This window comes from Ruminococcus flavefaciens 007c, assembly GCF_000571935.1.
Classification (GTDB): domain Bacteria; phylum Bacillota; class Clostridia; order Oscillospirales; family Ruminococcaceae; genus Ruminococcus; species Ruminococcus flavefaciens_F.
This window is the reverse complement of the sequence record NZ_ATAX01000007.1, coordinates 43,762-62,428: the sequence shown is the minus strand read 5'-3', so window position 1 is coordinate 62,428 and position 18,667 is coordinate 43,762. Positions and strand designations below refer to the sequence as shown.

Sequence of the window (18,667 nt, the reverse complement as noted above, 5' to 3'; positions counted from 1 at the left end):
GACTGATAATCTCATGCGGTATAAAAAGAAGCCTGCGCAGCCTGAAAGCCTGTCTTTCGGGCTGCTTTTTGCATAAAGTAGCAGATATGTTCCGCAAAAAATGGTCATGCGCAAAAATTGACATTGCAGGCGCAAAAAATGACTTGTAAAAATCCCAATATATGGTACAATCAAATTGGACGCCCGATAGCCCATATTATCGGGAATACAATCCGAAAGTGAGGTCATGACCTTGATGAGAAAAGGCATATTCAAGAAATTATCTGTTGCAACAGCTGTTGTTTGTATTATGGGAATACTCACAGGCTGCAGCGGCAGTTCAAAGGAAAAGGCGGCAGAACCGCAGGTCTTTACCGAGAATATAACAGGTAATCAGGACGGCTATGATTATGAGTTATGGAAAGACAACGGCGACACTACCTTCAATGTGGACGGCAAGGGCGGTACATTTTCCTGCGAGTGGAGCAATATCAACAACGCACTTTTCCGCCGCGGAAAGAAGTATGACTGTACGCTTACATACCAGGAGCTGGGAAATATTTCCATAGACTACGGCGTTGATTACCAGCCCGACGGCAATTCCTATATGTGTGTATACGGCTGGACAAGAGAGCCTCTTATCGAGTATTATATAATCGAATCATGGGGCTCATGGAGACCGCCGGGAGCTCCTTTTGCACTGGGAACAGTCACTGTTGACGGTGCAACATATGATATTTACAAGACCACAAGATACGAACAGCCCTCCATCGACGGCACACAGACCTTCGATCAGTACTGGAGCGTAAGGCAGCTCAAACCCCAGGCAGAGGGCACAAAGCTGGAGGGTACCATATCAATATCCAAGCATTTTGACGCATGGAAGAAATGCGGCCTCGAGCTCGGAAAGATGTACGAGATCGCACTGACCATCGAGGGCTACCAGTCACAGGGCAAGGCTACTGTATATAAGAATGACCTCAAGGTGGGCGGTACCTACTCCGAGGCTGATGATATTGAAGTAACCGTTGATGAAAAGGCCATCGAAAAGCTCGGCAATACCGACACCTCTGCTCCCACAGCAGCAGGATTCTTCGAGATAGGCTTTGAGGAGGGCACACAGGGCTGGATACCCAGAGGCGGTTCAATGGTCTCAGTTGATGAGGAGAATGCTGCTGAAGGCAAGCAGTCGCTTTTCGTAAGCGGCCGAACCGATTACTGGAACGGTGCTACAATACTTCTCAGCGCCGATACCTACAAGCCGGGCGAGGCTTATAAGTTCAGCGCTAAGGTAATGCAGAACAGCGGCAAGGACGCTACCATGAAGCTTACCATGCAGTATGAGAACGACGGCGAGAAATATGACGAGATTGCATTGCTCCCCGCAAAGAGCGGAGAGTGGATCACTCTTGAAAATCCCGCATATGTTATCCCCGATGGAGCCGAAAATCTTCAGCTTTATGTTGAATCCACAGACAGTCTTACAGATTTCTACGTTGATGAGGTCGTAGCTGCCGAAAAGGAAGCAGGCTGATAAATAATCCATAACGCCACAGCATGATATGTGCTGTGGCGTTATTTATTGACAAACGGACAGCTATGACGTATAATTATCAGTAAGGAAAACAACGGAAATAAAGCCTGAAACAGCTTTCAGGCATCATATATACATTCTGCCGCTTCAAGCAGCAGGAAAGGAGCTACAGGATGAAAAAAACGACATTGCCTGCCGGTGATAAGATAAGCCTTCTTGCACCTGAGGGCGAATTCAAATACTTCAGTCTGGGTGAGAATACCGCAAACGATCTTGCTGTGGACTTTATAGCGGAGAATATCTCCGACAACGCTTCGGAAAAGGAGATAATAAGGAATATACTCCTGGAGATGCCCACAGATGAAAGAGTCATAAATTACCGCAGGGAGGTTTACTCCGAGCTGAAGGAGAACGAGGAGCTCTGCGAGATGCTCTATCGTATATTCGATTCTCTGCGTTTTTACTTCAATGACAAGCCTGCACATATAGGTGAGACCTCCACTATACTTGAATTTCTTAACCGTCTGAGAGCTCTTGAGGGCTATATAAGCTCCATACTTCAGATAAGGGACGTTATATCCGACCGTGAATTCAGGTCTGAGGGCATGAGGCGATTTGCGGCTCATGTAATGGATATTTACACAAACAGCGGCTTTGACGAGCTTGAAAAGGATATATCCGTTGTGGGCGACGATATACACAACATAAAAAGCATGACCATAGGTGTTAATTTCGATCATTCCTTCTATCCGAAGGAGACGGGGATAATATCCTTCAATAAGTTCTATTTCACCAGACAGGGTGTGCTGAAGCGCTTCATAAGATCCCGCAGGGAAAGCCTTAACGATAAGGATCTCCAGTTCTTTGAGATGGAGATGCACAACGACGGCTTTGACTGGATGGATCAGAAGTACCGCGGGATACCGTCTCCTACCAACCGTCCCACAGACAGTCTCCTTATGAACAATCTGAACACCATCATGGAGCGAATGCTGCCGTCAATGACGCAGAAGCTGAAAAAGGTACTGAATAAGTATGTTGACGTCAGCGGCAGGAATCTTGTGACTCTTGCAGATGAGTTCCTGTTTTATATGCGTTTTATCGGTCTGGAAAAGAAACTGGCGGAGCTGGGAATGCCCTGCTGTGTCGGTGAGATGTCGGAAAATGACAGCTTCCTGCGTGATTTCTACAACGTAAAGCTGGCTATATGCCGTCTTAACGGCATGGTGGACGAGGATATAGTCTGCAACGACATAGAGTTTACCAATGACAGAACAGTGCATATTCTCACAGGTCCGAACCGCGGCGGTAAGACCATACTTACACAGGGCGTGGGACTTGTTTTTCTCATGGAGCAGACAGGAGTTTTCGTGCCTGCTTCTTCTGCAAGAATACGTCCCTGTGACGGTATATATACCCATTTCCCCGTTGACGAGGAAAAAACGGTCTCTCTCGGAAGACTTGGCGAGGAGGCAGACAGGTTCAACAGTATCTGCCGCACGGCAGGCCGTGACAGCCTGCTGCTCTTCAACGAATCCTTTGCCACCACAAGTCATACTGAATCGCTGTATATCGCCGAGGACGTACTGAAGTACCTGTGCTGTATCGGTGCAAGGACGGTGTTCAATACCCATATGCACGAGCTGGCGGAAAATGCAGATCAGATCAGCAGTGTTGAGGGAGCGGTCTGCAAAGCGGACAGCGTGGTAATGGACAGCAGCAACGGTGAACGCTCATACAAGATAAGCTACAAAAAGCCGGACGGAAAGAGCTATGCACATGATATAGCATATAAATACGGCATAACCTTTGAACAGCTCAGTGAAAAACTGAAAAAATAAGCATTAGTATCATCGACTATGAGAAAAACGGAGTGTGTAACATGAAAAAGGCTGCAATTCTTGGTTGTATAATGGCAGCAGGGCTGCTTTGCGGCTGTACTGAAAAAGCCCCTGTGCCAAAGCTGGAGAACGTGAAGGATATCGGAAATAATACCTTTTCATGCAGCTTTGACGGCGTGAGCCATGATTATATACTTGATCTGCCCGAAAAGTCCGACGGAGCTCCTCTTATCGTTATGCTTCACGGCTACGGAAGCTCCGCAGAGGACTTCCGCAGCACGCTGCATTTTGAGGAAAAGGCTAATCCCAAAGGATATGCGGTCGTATACGTTACGGGAGCCTCTGATCCTACTGACAGGACCTCTTCAAGGGGCTGGAATTCATATGCCGATGGCAGTGGAAACAAGGACAGAGAGTTCCTTGTGGCGCTGGCAGAGTATCTTCAGAAGGAGTACGCCCTCGACAGAGAGCACATCTTTGCGGCGGGCTTCAGCAACGGTGCCTTTATGACGCACAGGCTGGCCATGGAGGCAGGGGACACCTATTCGGCTGTGGTAAGTGTTTCGGGAATGATGAACAGCAGTGTCTGGGAGGAGCGGAGCAGCTGCAAGAACGTTGGCTTTTTCCAGATAACGGGTGAAAAGGATGACGTTGTGCCTAAAAACAGTGACGGTACTGCGGAATACACCGAGTCTCCCGCTATAGAGGACGTTATGGACTACTGGGTGAGCTCAAATGGTCTTGAGCTGTCTTCGATGACGGAGATAGGCAAGGGCTCGGAGCTGAAAAAGTATACAGCAGAGGGGAAAAGAGCTCAGGTCTGGAATCTTTTCATTCGCAGCGGAGGACACTCATGGCCTTCCGAAAAGACAGAAGGCATTGACGCACAGGCCCTTATACTTGAATTTTTTGAAGCACAGCGCTAACTGCGCATACAAAGCGATCCGTGATGTCAAACGGGTCGCTTTTTCGTATAATAAGTTATATATACCGTGCGCAAAATGATTTGCTGAAATTTCAGTATCATAACTGCTGCTGATTTAAAGCCTTTTATCAGCAAAAGTCCTTTTGTGGCACCTGCACAAAAAGTTATGCGCAAAATGATATATAATTGGCTTGAAATGTTATTGATTTAATAAGACTGATTTGATAGAATATATATAGTAATGTGGCATAGCCATAGAAATGAGAGGGAAATATTATGAAAAAACAGGTTTTTAAGAAGTGCGTAGCAGCTATTTCAGCCTGCGCCATCATGGCATCGGCTATGCCGATGATCTCCATCCCTGCTTCGGCAGGCTCCAATCTTATTACGAATTCTACCTTTGATAAGGGCGTAAGCGACTGGGGCACCTACAAGGAGAGCGGCGGTGTCTGCTCACTGAAGGCAGAGGACGGAAAGCTTGCCCTTACAGTAACAAATGTGGGCAAGGTAAACTATGCCGTACAGGTGTTCTATGATATAGTTCCCCTGTACAAGAACGGCGTGTATCGTCTGAAGTACGATATATCATCTACCGAGGACCGCTATATCGAGGCTATGATACAGCAGAACGGCGGTACATACCAGGCTTATACATGGAAGGGACTCAACCTCACCTCAGAGCCTCAGACTATTGATTATGAGTTCACCATGAAGCAGGATACCGACATCATGGCAAAGCTGGTATTCAACTGCGGTATCCAGGAAAAGTACGAGGGAGAGCTTCCTGAGCACAAGATCTATATCGACAATGTATCACTTGAGCTCGTTGACGACAGCAATGTGGACTATGCATCGAGCCGTCCCTATGCTCCTTCCATAAATATCAACCAGGTGGGCTACAGGACAGATGCCGAGAAGATAGCTGTATTCCGTGATGTTACAGATCAGACGGAGTTCAAGGTAGTAAATGCGGATACTAAAGAGGCAGTATATACAGGTAAGCTTGAGAACAAGAAGGAAAACAGCACTGCGGACGAGATAAACTGGACAGGTGATTTTTCTTCCGTAAAGACAGCGGGCAAGTACTATATTTCCTGCGAGGGGCTTGACGATTCCTATACCTTCGAGATCGGCGGCAAGGTATATTCAGACCTTATCGAGGACAGTGTAAGGATGCTTTATCTCCAGCGCTGCGGCGTAGAGATCGAGGACGAGAAATTCGGCCACGCAGCCTGCCATACCAAGGAGGCTACGATCTACGGCACAAGTGATAAGATAGACGTCTGCGGCGGCTGGCATGATGCAGGTGACTACGGAAGATACGTTGTTCCTGCCGCAAAGACCATTGCCGACCTGCTCTATGCATACCAGGCAGCTCCCGACCTTTACGGCGATAATACAAATATCCCCGAGAGCGGAAACGGCGTTCCCGATATTCTTGACGAAGCACGTTTCGAGCTCGAATGGATGATGAAGATGCAGGCTTCCGACGGCGGCGCTTACCATAAGGTATCCTGTGAGACCTTCCCGGGATACGTAATGCCTACAAAGGAAACAGCTCCTCTTATCGTTACTCCCGTAAGCTCAACAGCAACTGCCGATTTCTGTGCTTCAATGGCTCTTGCAGCTGAATTCTATGAGAAGTACGACAAGGACTTTGCAAAGAAGTGCATGGACGCAGCTGAAAAGTCATGGGCATGGCTTGAAGCAAATCCCGACTTCCTGTTCACTAATCCCAAGGACATCGTAACAGGCGATTACGGCGACAAGACTGACAAGGATGAGCGCTACTGGGCAGCTGTACAGATGTACCGCGCAACAGGCGATCAGAAGTATATCTCCGGCGTGAGCAAGGCTTACACAGGTCTTGACTGGTCAACAGTGGGAGATTACGGAAATATAGCTATCCTTACAATGAAGGGCGCAGACAAGAACTCCGATCTGTATAAGAAAGCTTATTCGGCTGTTATAAGTCAGGCCGATTCGATGGTAAAGACCATAAATGATTCAAGCTACGGTTCTGCTCTCACAAAGTATAACTGGGGAAGCAATATGACTATCGCCAACGCAGGTATAATCCTCGGACTGGCAAATGAGCTCACAGGACAGGAGAGCTACTTCAATGCAGCAAATTCTGAGCTTGGCTATCTCCTTGGCATAAATCCCGTAGGAACCTGCTTCGTATCAGGCTACGGTACAGTTTCACCCGAGCATCCTCATCACCGTCCTTCTATGGTGGTAGGCCATGCTATGAAGGGTATGCTGGCAGGCGGTGTCAACCAGAACCTTGAGGACAGTGCAGCAAAGGCTTACTGCCGTGATCTTCCCGCAGCAAAGTGCTATATCGACAACTCAGAGAGCTATTCCACAAACGAGATAACCATATACTGGAATTCACCTCTTACCTATCTCCTTTCTCTCACAGAGAAAGCTGCATCTTCGGGAGAGCAGGGCGGTACTACAACTACCACAACAACTGTCACCACTACGACAACATCAACTACAACAACTACTGTTGTTTCATCAGAGAGCGGTTATAAGATGCAGCTTCCCGGCGACTCCAACTGCGACGGCATAGTTGATCTGGCAGACGCTATCCTTATAATGCAATCACTTGCTAATCCCAATAAGTATGGTGTTACAGGAACCTATGAGCGCCATATCACAGAGCAGGGACGTGCAAATTCAGATGTTACAGGCAATAACGACGGTCTTACCAATGAAGACGCAGCAGCTATACAGAGATATCTGCTCAAGCTCGTTAACAAGCTCCCCGAGTGAGCCGAAGAAAGTTCTCATAAATTATCATAACAGAAAAGCTCCGATGTATATATTCATCGGAGCTTTTTTCAGTACAGCGCGGAGGAGTGCATAAAAAGAAAGCTTGATTTTTTTCTGTTCAGGTTATATAATTAGTATACAGGAAATCAAGATGTCAGAAAGCAGAAGGAGAAAATGAAATGATATATACAGTGACTTTTAATCCCGCTATCGACTATGTCGTTCATACAAACGGCATGAACTGGGGAAGCGTTAACCGTTCCTCCCGTGAGGAGATATACTTTGGCGGCAAGGGCATAAACGTATCCATAGTTTTAAGAGAGCTGGGAGTTACCTCAAAGACCATGGGCTTTACGGCAGGCTTTACGGGCAAGGCCATCGATCAGGGCGTATGTGCAATGGGTATCGAAGCGGATTTTGTAAGACTCGGACACGGCAATTCACGTATCAATGTCAAGATAAAGGCTGACGAGGAAACGGAGATAAACGGTCAGGGGCCCGATATTGACGCCGATGCTCTGGAAAAGCTGTTCGGCAAGCTGGACAGGCTTTCGGACGGTGATATACTAATACTTGCGGGAAGCATACCTCAGAGCCTTCCTTCGGATATTTACGAAAAGATACTGGAAAGGCTCTCGGGAAGGGACATTAAGACGGTGGTGGACGCCACGAACGACCTTCTCATCAATGTCCTGAAATATCATCCCTTCCTTATAAAGCCAAATAATCATGAGCTGGGCGAGATATTCGGAGTTTCCGTAAATACTCATGAGGAAGCCGCTGAATATGCTGCAAAGCTCAGGGAAATGGGGGCAAGGAACGTTCTGGTATCAATGGCGGAAAAAGGAGCAATACTTCTCGATGAGAACGGAAAGCTCTATGAGTGCGGCGTATGCAGGGGCTTAGTGAAGAATTCGGTAGGAGCAGGCGACTCTATGCTGGCAGGCTTTGTGGCGGGCTGTGAGAAAGGCGACTTCGGATATGCCCTGAAGCTTGGAACAGCCTGCGGAGGAGCTACCACATTTTCTGAAGGACTGGCAAAGAAGGAACTTATAGACGAGCTTATGAAGCAGCTCTGAAATAAAAAGCTCACGGAGTGGAGAACGTCCGTGAGCTTTTTGTTATATCATATGGAAGCCTGTGCAATGGATTCGACCTTTCCGAGACTTTTTACAGCCGGTAAGGCTGCTGCCAGAGCTATGATTATGTTGAGTACGACTGAGAGCACAGCTACTATGATGACAGTGCTTATTATCAGCAGTGAGCCCTGTTTTGTAAGAACGATTATAAAGAACAGGAAGCCTCCTACTCCTATGGCTGTTCCGAGTATGGCAGCTGCTGCGGAGAACATCAGCGTTTCGAGTATCACGCTGTTCCTGAGCTGTTTCCTTGTCATTCCCACACTTCTCAGCATCATCAGCTCGCGGCTCCTGTTGAGAACGCTGGTATTGACCGAGTTTATCATGGAGAGTATACCTACCAGCCATATGGATACAAGGAATACAAGAACTATCTTTATTATGGCTTTTATGAACTCGTTTACGCCGGTCCCGTTCATGTACATATTCTGATATGAAGAATAATAAGCATTATCCAGGAATTTGTCCATAATAGCCTGTGCTTCCTCATATTGCTCCCTGCCGTTTACCTGAAGTTCAATATCAAAGCCGAGGCTGAGAATACTCATGGCGTTTTCAGAGGGGATGACCACACAGCCGTCAAGCTGTATGGGGCTTGAAATAACTCCGATTATGTCAGCATCAAAGTCTGTCAGCGTATTCAGACGCAAAGCACGTTCAAACCGGTCAAATGAGCGCGGTCTTGCTTCATAGGGCTGCATTGTATCAATGTTATGGGCAATATTGCTTCTGCTGATAAATGCGAGCTTTTCGTCTCTGAACTGAGCATAGTCTATGCCTGTTATTTCTTCGATGAAGTATTTTTTGTACAGGTCTTCATTTATGGCGTATACATTGATATTATGTACGTTTTCGATCTGGTTGCGCAGAATTTCGTCATTTATCTGATCTGAATTTTCTGCTCCCATGATCGTTGTGGAATTATAGCAGCTGATATAGCAGAATGAGAATATCTCCTTGTTACCGAAGTATTCTTCGGCTTCACCGAGAAGATCGTCTGTGTCGGACGGGTAATAATAATCTATTCTGTAATCAAGGTAATCATTGTTTCTGTAGCGGTCAATGCCTGATTTGACAAAGCTGCTCAGCAGTATGGAAAGGGTAAACATGACCACGCCGAGAGTCATGGTTATTGTAGAGATTATGAAGCGGCTTTTTGAGGCCATTATGTTCTTCCGCGTATATCTGCGCAGGAACTTTCCTGAGCTGAGATCCAGCTTTGACCTGTATCTGCGGAGCTTCCGCTTTTTGCTCCTGGGCTTGCCGAAGTTGAGCGCTTCGGCAGGGGAAAGCTTCCTTGAAGCCCACATTGCCGAGGTGTAAGCAGAGATTATTATGGCAATAAAGCATAATGCTGCGGCAATACCTATGAAATAGGGATTTGCCGAGAATTCAAACATACTCAGTCCGACTCTGCGCAGGGAATTGAATGTGGTACGGCATATGATAACAGCCGTTATTATTCCCAGGGGTATGGCTGTAAAGCAGTAGAACAACGCTTCTGTGAGCACTACTGCCGCGATCTGTCCCTTGGATGCACCTATTATTCGCAGAGACGCAAAGTGAGTGCTTCTTTCCTGAACTGCCATCTCGAAGGCATTGTCGATGATAAAACGGGCAATGAACCATGCTACTATAAGTATGATGAGCATGGGGATTATATAAGAGGGGAGTATGCTGTATATCGCATACGGGCTCTTCCATTCAAGTCCGAGAAGGTCGTCATTTTCAGGATGAGGATAATCATAGCTGTCATAGAAGTCCTTGTCATAATCGTGGCCGAGGTCGGTGAACAGGAGCTTCAGTGCTTCGTCATAGTCGTAATTGTCTATGACACGGATAAAGAAGCGTTTTCCTTTGTCAGCGAAGATACCTGGATTTTTCTCATGAAGTTCTGACATATCGGCGGTTAAATTAGATATTACGAACCAGTCATACATAGATCGGTATGTGTTTGAAAAGCCTGCGATCTTAAAGGTATATTCCACAGGTTCGCCGTATTCTATATCCGTAAGAGGGTATTGTTCCAGAGTCAGACCTCTGAACCTGAGAAGCATATCGATTGACGTGCTTTGAGCTTTACTTTTTGTTTTTTCGTCCAGCTCATCAAAGCCTTCGTCGGTGCTTGTAAGCTCTGTACCGTTCTTTTCCTTGAGTTCTTTGCGGATGGACTTCATTATCTCGCTGTTCTCGTCCAGCTTTGCGGTGGCGGGACGAAAGGTGAGGGTTATGGTATCACCTTCGGAATAGCCCATATCCTTTATGCTGACGGGGAAATAGCAGCCTTCCGCGGCAGTGTTTTGGGGAAGTATGGTCGGGCCCGTAGTAAATTCATTTTCGAGCTCGGGATTTCCTTCCTTTCCCGATAATGTCAGTCCGTTTACTCTTAAAGTTTTTTTGCCGTCGGATATTTCAATCAGTCCCATCCCCGCCGGAGATTCCGATCTGACCTCATAGGTTGCCCATGTTTCCAGCAGGTAATCGTCAACTGAGGGATGGTTTTCAGCTTTATCTATGGCCTTTTCGGGATCCTTTGAACGCTCTATCCATGAGGTTATCTCTACCTCCCATGTACCTCGTTCGTAGACGAGATAGTTGTAAACGGTAGAATATATGCTGCTTCCGTAGGTGCATACCGTTGCCAGTATGAAAGCCGAGAGCATTATGCACGTGAAAGTGAGGAAGGTACGCAGCTTCTGGCGGCGTATATACTTCAGAGAAAGCGATATGAGATGTTTCATGCCCTCACCTCCTTATTCGCTGAGAACACCGTCGGTTATACGGCAGATACGGTCTGCCTGTGCAGCTATGCTGCCGTCATGGGTGATGAGTATGAGCGTCTGATCGTACTTCTTTATGGAGTTTTTAAGTATGGATATTATCTCGCGGCTGTTTTTGCTGTCGAGGTTTCCTGTGGGCTCGTCAGCCAGTATGATCTGCGGCTTGTGTATCAATGCACGGGCAAAGGCTACACGCTGCTGCTGACCGCCCGAAAGCTCATGGGGGAAGGAGGTACGCTTCTTGTCGAGCCCCGTAAGCTTCAGGAGCTCCTCAAGGTACTCCTTGTCGGGGGAAGTATTGTCAAGATTGAGCGGGAGAACGATGTTTTCTTCCACATTGAGTACGGGAATAAGGTTGAAAGCCTGGAAAATAAAGCCGATGCTCCTGCGGCGGTAAGCTGAGAGAGCATTGTCGTTCAGCTTTGTTATGTCCTTACTGCCGAAGAATATGCTTCCGCTGGTGGGGCGGTCAAGAGAGCCTATGCAGTTGAGCAGGGTGGTCTTGCCGCTGCCGCTTTCGCCTGTTATGGCTATGAACTCGCCCTTGCGCACTTCAAGGTCTATATTATTGATAGCAAGGAGCGCATTTTCGCCTTCGCCGTACTGCTTTGTCAGTTTTTCTGTTTTAAGTATGATTTCGTTTTCCATAATAAGACCTCCGTTCTTATCTACTGGCTATATGATAACAGGTCAATCTTACATTAAAGTTACAAAAAGAAAAACCGAGAAAAAATCTCAGTTTTTCAGAAATACAAGTTCAAATCTCGTACCCTTGCTCTCCTCGGAGTATACAAGTATCTCGCCGCCGTTGTCCGTTACTATCCTATGGGCAATGGACATACCCAGTCCCGAGCTGTACATGGTCCTGTCGTTTGAGCCCGATGAGAAGCGCTCGAAAAGCTTTGGTATATCGCTCTGAGGAATACCCTTGCCGTTGTCGGAGAGGGCAATAGTGATCATCAGGGGATCGTTCTTTGTTTCTGCTGAGATCTCTGTACATTCCGAATGATCGGCAGAATTTTTGATGATATTTTCAACTGCCTCGCAAAGCCAACCCTTGTCGCATATGAGCCTCACGCTGCTGTCAAGGTCGGTGCGGACAGATATATTATTCTTCCTCAGCATGGGAGCCAGACGTTTCAGCACAGTATTGCATATATCAGCAGGTGAGTTGTCCTCCATACGGTATTCTACCGCATCAGCATTCAGCTTGGCAAGCTTGATTGCTTCGATTACCAGCTGTTCCATAGCGTCAAGACTGATCTGTATCTCCTCGGAGAGTTGCTGACGTCTTTCCTCGGGGATATTGTCCAGCTCGCTGAGCATATCCGTATTAAGCCTGACTACTGCAAGTGATGTCTTTATCTGGTGTGAAAGGTCGGTGAGGAAAGTGCGCAGGAACCTCTGCTCCTGACTGAGCTTTGAGTTGAGATGGTTTATACGGCGCAGAAGCAGCTCTGCTCCCTCGGATACTCTTCTTACCGAATCGAGATCCCGTCCGTAAAGACCAATGTGGTGATCGCTGTTGTCAGACGCGGCTATGCAGTCGGTGCGGAGCCTTTCAAGATCGCGGCATATAGCCGCGAGTTCACGCAGGCTGACAACGAGCCATAAAACCGAGATAAGCGCCGTCAATGCGAATAAAGAGGTGAATACGGTCATTCTCACCGAGTTGTAGCAGCGCATTATCTTAGGTTCGAGCTCACGGTTTATGCCGTATTCCTTCATTATCTCCTCTCCTGCGGCGATTGACGCCTCATCGGGGAGAGCTGAGAATTTGCCCCCTCCTATGGCAGAGAGCTCCGCTTCTATCTGTGCGGAAACGATCTTTTCCGCGCATTTATCCGCAATAAGAAAAGACAGACCTGCCGACAGTGCAAGGAGTAATATGAATATCAGCAGCAGTCTTCGCATAGAGCCGTTTCTTACGAATCCGTCCATTTGTAGCCAATACCTCTTTTCGTTACTATCTTTCCGCAGCCCTCGGCCTCATTAAGCTTTTCACGGAGCCTGCTTATATTTACCGAAAGCGTATTGTCATTGACGAATATGCCCTTTGAGTCCCAGAGAAATTCCAGTATCTGTTCACGGGTGAGATACTGCTCACGGTTCTGCATGAGATAGCTGAGGAGCTTCTGTTCAACGGCTGTAAGATCAAGCTCGTGAGTATCGGGAATACGGCGGAGATTGGCGCGTATACGTGAAAACAGCTCCTTCAGGCGGAAGGGCTTTGTGATATAATCGTCACCGCCGCTGTCGAGACCGCGGATTATATCGGCTTCGTCATCGCAGGAGGTAAGGAATATTATGGGCGCCTTTATGATCCTGCGCAGCTTTCTGCAAAGCTCTACGCCGTTTCCGTCGGGAAGCATGACATCGAGAATTATAAGATCTGCCGAATTTGCAGAGGCCTCGGCTTCTGCTGCGGTACTGGCTGAAATTACATTGTAGCCCTCGGCTTCAAGGGATAGTGCTATGTTTTTTCTGAGAGTTGCGTCATCTTCGGCAAGAAGTATAGTGTTCATGGTCCACCTCGTTCGTTTTTTTATATTTTATCACATTACTTCGGATTTGACAATATAAAAAAACAGCTTTTAAATACAAACAGGCGGAGCTGCCTTTAGCAGTCCGCCTGTGAGTTTATCATCTATAATTTACTATATCATTCTTTCCTTACGTGTATAAAGCATTTCTGCGTATACAGACCGTCCTTCGTCACTGCTGATATTCGTGTGCTTCCGCCTTCCTGTATTCCAATGACGATGCCGTCTTTATTTATCACGGCTATATCTTCATCATCTGTAGTCCAGATTATGTCTTCGGGACCGTAGCCATCGGGGTAGGATGTGATCTCCACCTTTCTGGGCTTCCGGTAGTCTACGTTTATATATGTTGCTTCCAGACTCAGATAGCCAAGTCTTATTTCAGCGTCCTCACGGGCGTTGAAAAGGTCGTCCGCGATTGCCTCCGCAAATTTGTAATCCTTGTTTCCGAATGCTATCAATCTGGTCTTGAATGCAGGTCTTCTGTTTGTTGCGGCATGATAATCAGTTCCCCAACTATCTAAGAATTTGCTGACAGGCTGATAATCCGATGGTGTTCCCGAGGGTCTTGTACTGGGAGTACACATATAATCGACAAGAGTGGTTATCGTCTGTTCTGCAAAATCGATATGTACTGTATCATCAAAGCCGACTACGACATTGCAGTTCTTGTTTATGAAGCTTGCCGCCAGTACGGAATCCTTAAGGGGACTGCAGGCTGAGAGGAAAACAAAAGAATTTGTCATATCTCCGCAGTGTGCCGATATGTATTCTGCCGTTATGCAAGGGTGATATACCACACCCGGAGTCAGATAATCGCCGGGAGTCATAGTGCTGTCTGTTGGTTGAGTGCTGCCGAGCTGACGTATATAGCTTTCACATTCGTAAGGATCAGACATATTCTGCCTGTAAGACAAAAACGAAGGGCCTGTGGGAATTTCGGGCTTTGTAGGATCGATGCTATCCCTTATCAGATCGTCAAGATTGTCACCTGTACAGGCCTGAAGTATTATTCTGTCTTCAAAAATGTCATCGTCAGTGTATCTCGGTGCGCCATCATTGATATCATTGTTCGGATCATCATCATAGTTTTCGGCGTGAAGCTCCTCAACTGTGCATAAAAACGAATGTACTACACCGTCAAAACCGCCGTGGCTCGCCCAGAATATGACCTGGTCACGGCCGAAATCCATGACAGACTGGGGACTTACTTTTTTCCCTTTATCGACATCTTTATCGATGATACAGTTATGAAAATCAGGAGTTCCTGTTATCTTGCGGAAGCATCTCTCCAGTACTTCACCTATCTTATAGGAATAGTCGTCATTATCATAATCTGCAAAGGGACGGTAGCCCTTCAGCGTCAATTTCTTTACGGCATAATCGGGAGTATTCGGGGACTGAGCGCTTCCGCTGTCCAGATCTTCCCTGCCCGGAGTGGAATAAACCAGAGTAAAGCCGCTGTTCAGCTTCATAACGATATTATTGTACTGCTGGTTTACCCTGTATTCTAAAACAGCTCCGTTGTTGTAAAGCTCCTTGACGTATTCGCCTGCTTCGGTGAGTGCATCTGCTTTTTTGTCGTCGGGGATATAGCCTTCACTGTCAGTGTATGCAGACTGGATAACAGCTAAGCTGCGGCTTACATCGCCCATATCCTTAACGTCCTGAGTGGTGATCTTATCGAAATATCTTACGGAAGCAGGCTCTGTTGAGATATTGCCTATCCTGGCAGTATATGAAAAGCTTGCTTCGATTTTGGGATTGGGCTTGTAGCTGCAGGTGTAGATGCCATCGCCTGCGATCCTGTCCATGTGGGTTCCGTCATCGAACATCTTTGAGATCGTCTTGCCGCTGCTGTCAAGGAGCTCCACGGGAGTACCGTTACTTGCTTCCTCGGGGGTAACGGCAGTCTCAAAACGGAGAGCTTCCTTGTTATCCAGTGACTTGTAGCGATGATTCGTGATGAGCTCATGCACTCCGGGATCAAGCTCCGGAGCGTATACCATCTGCTCAGACTCTGGATTAATCCTTTTCTCGCCGTCTTCGGGAGGATCCAAAGTGCAGCTTGATGAAGCTGTAATTGCTGCTACCAGCAAAGAAGTGATAAGAAGTCGACCTTTTTTCATTTTTTCAGCCTCCCTGTATATCTTTTTCCCTTATATATTTACATCATTTTATATCGTATTCAGGCGGACATACTTTCAGCAGTCCGCCTGTTAATTTTTATTTTGGTTTATCTAACATATACAAAGCAAGCTTGTGTGTATAAACCATCGTCGGTTCTTACAACTACTCTTGTATGTTTCTGTGATTGAATTCCGTGAACAATACCATTATTTACTGTTGCAACTTTGTCATCATCGATGGTCCAGATAAGTCTTGATTTGTCATAACCATCAGGAAATGACTGAATTCCTATTGTGGCGTTTGAACCTGCATCAACATATAGCGCTACTGTGTCAATGGTAAATGAACCAAGAGTAAGTTCGGCTAAATCACTTGCGTTGCTGTTTGTACCAGCAATCGTTTCTGCAAACCTGTAGTTTCTGTTACCCATTATTACGGGTTCTGCTGGATCTCTAGGATTATCTCCAGCAAATAATACCATATCGTTCTCGCCACAAATCATTTTTGCTTTTTGCAGTGCTTCATCAATTGAATAGTAGTCTACAGGATAACCTGTTAGATTTGAAGTGCGTTTTTGACACATAAGAGATGTAAGAACTTCCATCATTAAATCAGTATAAGCAATTCTGACAGTATTTGAAAAACCAAAAACAACATTGCAGTCTTTGTTTATAAAACTTGCAGCAAGTACGGAATCCTGCAAGCTATGACAGCTTCCTAAATAGACATAACTATCAGTCATATTTGGGCAATGGGCGTTTATATATTCTGACGTAATACGAACAGTATTGGATTTTTTTAGTTCAACCAATAATCTGTCTTCAATAACATCATCTTCTGTATAATCATCCTTATTAAATTCACTTGTTGTACATAAGTAAGAATGAATATTACCATCATAACCACCATGTCCAGCCCAGAAAATAACTTGATTAGCACCAAATGTTTTGACGACTTGCGGACTGGCATCTTCACCTGAAGTGACACCATTGCTTTTAATATCTGAAGAAAACTCTGAAGTGATGTTATTTATAACATCAGGAAGATTGTCTCCAAAATGGGGGTCGGTTTCAGAAAAAGGTTGGTATCCTTTGACATTTAATTTTTGTACGGAATATATTCTGCCTCCTGAAGTGTCGCTTGTAGAGCTTTCACCACCGGCATCTTCTTTTGTTGGATTATCATAAACCATGGTTATACCGCTGCTGAGTTTGATTATAACATTATCATACTGTTTGTTTACTCTGTACTCGACAGCTTCGCCGCTTTGTTTGAGTTCTTCTGCGTAATTACCAATTTCATCGAGGACATCTTCCTTTTTATCCTCAGGAACATAGCCTTCGCTGTCAAGATACTTTGATTCTATATCAGAAGCTTTCTGGCTGATGCCCTGCATATCCTTAATATCCTGCTTGGTTATCTTGTCAAAGTATCTTACTGAGGCAGGCTTGGTTTCCTCGCCGCCGATATTGGCTGTATAAGAGAATGTCTCCTCGCCGTTGGGCTTGGGCTTGTAGCTGCAGGTGTAGATGCCGTCTCCTGCGATCCTGTCGCTGTGAGAACCGTCGTCGTACATCTTTGAGATAGTCTTGCCGTTGTTGTCGCGGAGCTCAACGGCAGTACCGTTTTCAGCCTCCTCGGGAGTAACGGCAGTCTCAAAACGGAGCGGTTCGTCGCTTTCCAGTGACTTGAAGCGCTGGTCTGTGATGAGCTCATGCACTCCGGGATCAAGCTCGGGAGCATATACCTGCTGTTTTGCACCGGCCTGCGGATTGTTTGTCTTCTTTGCGAAGAAGTCGGAGCTGCAGCCTGTTGAAGACGTAACAGAAGCTATAAGAAGAGTTGAGATTAGTATTCGTTTGAATTTCATTGAATTGACCTCCGTAAAAGAGCGGTATTATCTTGCGAGCATATTATATCATAATGTGAAAAAAGCAGGACCTGCATACAGCGAAACTTTATATTTTAAATATTATAGGCGCGGATACGGTACGTAAACGACGAAATAAAGGAGAAAAAATTTTTTGCTGCTGTTTCTTACCACTCAAAAAGCTGTATAATACCCTCTTGATTGCTGTTTTTTACTACCTTTTTTTAAAAAGAAAAAGTGGCTTTTTACAGCAAAAAGAGTGGAAAAAGTCAGCAAAACAAGTGGTAAAAAACAGCACAGTAAAGAAAAAACAGTTTTAAATGCCGCAGACAGGCTGTTTGAATAATTATTATCATTTTAAAATAACTAAAATTTTAACTCGTTGCTTTTTATGGTATCATAAAAGAGTTTTGTGATATAATGTATATGATTACAAGTGTTTTTAACACGGGGGAGGATATTAAAATGCCGGGGAATACTATTCGTTACAGCGAAGGTACCGAACAGATTATCAGGACGGCTGCTGAGATAGATATGCTCAGTGATGATTTCAACAGCGAATATACTCAGATGTACGCTATGATAGAAGGTGAGCTCTCTTCATGCTGGAAGGGCGAGGATTCTGAGGCTTTCAGGGGAAAAGTAGGGGATATGAAGCATTTCTTCGATACTATGCGTCTGGCCATGAGCGATTACGCATCATTTCTGAGGAATACCGCCAACGCACATGAAGCTCGTATGGAGGACAGCAGGGCGCAGGCGGATCAGAATTGCTGTTTTTGACCTGAAAGCTCATAGGTGGTGAAAGGAGCGGCGTATATGGCTAACCGTGAGATATTTGTTGATCCCGATGGGATAAGGGTATGTGCTGACAGACTCTGTCAGTATGCAGCGGGTATGAATGAGACTCTTGAAGATTTCCGAAAGAAGATCAGGAGCACGGAAAGTATCTACCAGTCACAGAGTGCTACGGATATGAGGGATAAATTTGCGGTTCTTGAGCCGGAGCTTGAGAAATTTACCGCATACCTTAGAAAAGTATCCGCATATCTTGTTCAGAACGTTGCAGAACCGGCAGCAGTAGTGGATCAGATAGCTTCACAGAATGTTGTAAACATCAGGAAGCCTCAGTAAAAGCTTGTTTT

General features: G+C 46.0%; 13 protein-coding genes. 7 read left to right on the top strand and 6 right to left on the bottom strand.

The window, feature by feature from the left end; translation table 11 throughout:
• The first annotated feature begins 235 nt into the window (after window positions 1-235).
• The 5 genes from RF007C_RS16805 to pfkB all read left to right on the top strand — a co-directional run bounded on the left by RF007C_RS16805 (window position 236) and on the right by pfkB (window position 8,139).
• Complete coding sequence (locus tag RF007C_RS16805) at window positions 236-1,513, top strand: glycoside hydrolase family 11 protein (RefSeq protein ID WP_082316660.1); 1,278 nt, start codon at window positions 236-238, stop codon at window positions 1,511-1,513.
• Between the two features lie 173 nt (window positions 1,514-1,686).
• Entirely contained in the window at window positions 1,687-3,354 is a 1,668-nt protein-coding gene (locus RF007C_RS16195; RefSeq protein ID WP_051456470.1) for a MutS-related protein, read from the top strand.
• Window positions 3,355-3,395: 41 nt separating this feature from the next.
• Window positions 3,396-4,280 carry an alpha/beta hydrolase family esterase gene (locus tag RF007C_RS01600; RefSeq protein ID WP_037296599.1) on the top strand — a complete coding sequence of 295 codons (885 nt, stop codon included), beginning with the start codon at window positions 3,396-3,398 and terminating at the stop codon, window positions 4,278-4,280.
• Window positions 4,281-4,555: 275 nt separating this feature from the next.
• Window positions 4,556-7,060, top strand: a complete 2,505-nt coding sequence (locus RF007C_RS01595) for a glycoside hydrolase family 9 protein (protein WP_037296598.1) — start codon at window positions 4,556-4,558, stop codon at window positions 7,058-7,060.
• A 179-nt stretch (window positions 7,061-7,239) separates the two neighbouring features.
• Entirely contained in the window at window positions 7,240-8,139 is a 900-nt protein-coding gene (gene pfkB / locus RF007C_RS01590; RefSeq protein WP_037296597.1) for a 1-phosphofructokinase, read from the top strand.
• 47 nt (window positions 8,140-8,186) lie between these two features.
• On the opposite strand, the gene RF007C_RS01585 is transcribed toward pfkB, so the two are convergent.
• The 6 genes from RF007C_RS01585 to RF007C_RS01560 all read right to left on the bottom strand — a co-directional run bounded on the left by RF007C_RS01585 (window position 8,187) and on the right by RF007C_RS01560 (window position 17,522).
• On the bottom strand, window positions 8,187-10,940 hold the full coding sequence (locus RF007C_RS01585) for an ABC transporter permease (RefSeq protein WP_037296596.1): 2,754 nt from the start codon (window positions 10,938-10,940) through the stop codon (window positions 8,187-8,189).
• A 12-nt stretch (window positions 10,941-10,952) separates the two neighbouring features.
• A complete protein-coding gene (locus RF007C_RS01580; protein ID WP_019679381.1) occupies window positions 10,953-11,627 on the bottom strand; it encodes an ABC transporter ATP-binding protein in 675 nt (224 codons plus the stop codon).
• A gap of 87 nt (window positions 11,628-11,714) precedes the next feature.
• The gene (locus RF007C_RS01575; protein ID WP_037296595.1) at window positions 11,715-12,920 is read right to left on the bottom strand and encodes a sensor histidine kinase; all 1,206 of its coding nucleotides are present in this window, start codon (window positions 12,918-12,920) and stop codon (window positions 11,715-11,717) included.
• Window positions 12,905-13,504 (bottom strand): response regulator transcription factor, encoded by a 600-nt coding sequence (locus RF007C_RS01570; RefSeq protein WP_037296594.1) that lies wholly within the window; start codon window positions 13,502-13,504, stop codon window positions 12,905-12,907. Before RF007C_RS01570 ends, RF007C_RS01575 begins: the two co-directional genes overlap by 16 nt.
• 137 nt (window positions 13,505-13,641) lie before the next feature.
• Complete coding sequence (locus RF007C_RS01565) at window positions 13,642-15,651, bottom strand: Ig-like domain-containing protein (RefSeq protein ID WP_037296593.1); 2,010 nt, start codon at window positions 15,649-15,651, stop codon at window positions 13,642-13,644.
• A 107-nt stretch (window positions 15,652-15,758) separates the two neighbouring features.
• Window positions 15,759-17,522 (bottom strand): choice-of-anchor X domain-containing protein, encoded by a 1,764-nt coding sequence (locus RF007C_RS01560; protein WP_037296592.1) that lies wholly within the window; start codon window positions 17,520-17,522, stop codon window positions 15,759-15,761.
• Window positions 17,523-17,987: 465 nt separating this feature from the next.
• Here RF007C_RS01560 and RF007C_RS01555 point away from each other — a divergent pair, with 465 nt between their 5' ends.
• Both RF007C_RS01555 and RF007C_RS01550 read left to right on the top strand, forming a co-directional pair.
• Complete coding sequence (locus RF007C_RS01555) at window positions 17,988-18,305, top strand: WXG100 family type VII secretion target (protein ID WP_037296591.1); 318 nt, start codon at window positions 17,988-17,990, stop codon at window positions 18,303-18,305.
• Window positions 18,306-18,341: 36 nt separating this feature from the next.
• Entirely contained in the window at window positions 18,342-18,656 is a 315-nt protein-coding gene (locus RF007C_RS01550) for a hypothetical protein (protein ID WP_037296590.1), read from the top strand.
• Window positions 18,657-18,667: the final 11 nt, after the last annotated feature.

Bases quoted from the DNA above. Each gene is read 5' to 3' on its own strand.
- RF007C_RS01560 (WP_037296592.1), bottom strand. From the start codon at position 17,522: ATGAAATTCAAACGAATACTAATCTCAACTCTTCTTATAGCTTCTGTT.
- RF007C_RS01595 (WP_037296598.1), top strand. From the start codon at position 4,556: ATGAAAAAACAGGTTTTTAAGAAGTGCGTAGCAGCTATTTCAGCCTGC.
- RF007C_RS01565 (WP_037296593.1), bottom strand. From the start codon at position 15,651: ATGAAAAAAGGTCGACTTCTTATCACTTCTTTGCTGGTAGCAGCAATT.
- RF007C_RS01555 (WP_037296591.1), top strand. From the start codon at position 17,988: ATGCCGGGGAATACTATTCGTTACAGCGAAGGTACCGAACAGATTATC.
- RF007C_RS01600 (WP_037296599.1), top strand. From the start codon at position 3,396: ATGAAAAAGGCTGCAATTCTTGGTTGTATAATGGCAGCAGGGCTGCTT.
- RF007C_RS01575 (WP_037296595.1), bottom strand. From the start codon at position 12,920: ATGGACGGATTCGTAAGAAACGGCTCTATGCGAAGACTGCTGCTGATA.
- pfkB (WP_037296597.1), top strand. From the start codon at position 7,240: ATGATATATACAGTGACTTTTAATCCCGCTATCGACTATGTCGTTCAT.
- RF007C_RS16195 (WP_051456470.1), top strand. From the start codon at position 1,687: ATGAAAAAAACGACATTGCCTGCCGGTGATAAGATAAGCCTTCTTGCA.
- RF007C_RS16805 (WP_082316660.1), top strand. From the start codon at position 236: ATGAGAAAAGGCATATTCAAGAAATTATCTGTTGCAACAGCTGTTGTT.
- RF007C_RS01585 (WP_037296596.1), bottom strand. From the start codon at position 10,940: ATGAAACATCTCATATCGCTTTCTCTGAAGTATATACGCCGCCAGAAG.
- RF007C_RS01570 (WP_037296594.1), bottom strand. From the start codon at position 13,504: ATGAACACTATACTTCTTGCCGAAGATGACGCAACTCTCAGAAAAAAC.
- RF007C_RS01580 (WP_019679381.1), bottom strand. From the start codon at position 11,627: ATGGAAAACGAAATCATACTTAAAACAGAAAAACTGACAAAGCAGTAC.
- RF007C_RS01550 (WP_037296590.1), top strand. From the start codon at position 18,342: ATGGCTAACCGTGAGATATTTGTTGATCCCGATGGGATAAGGGTATGT.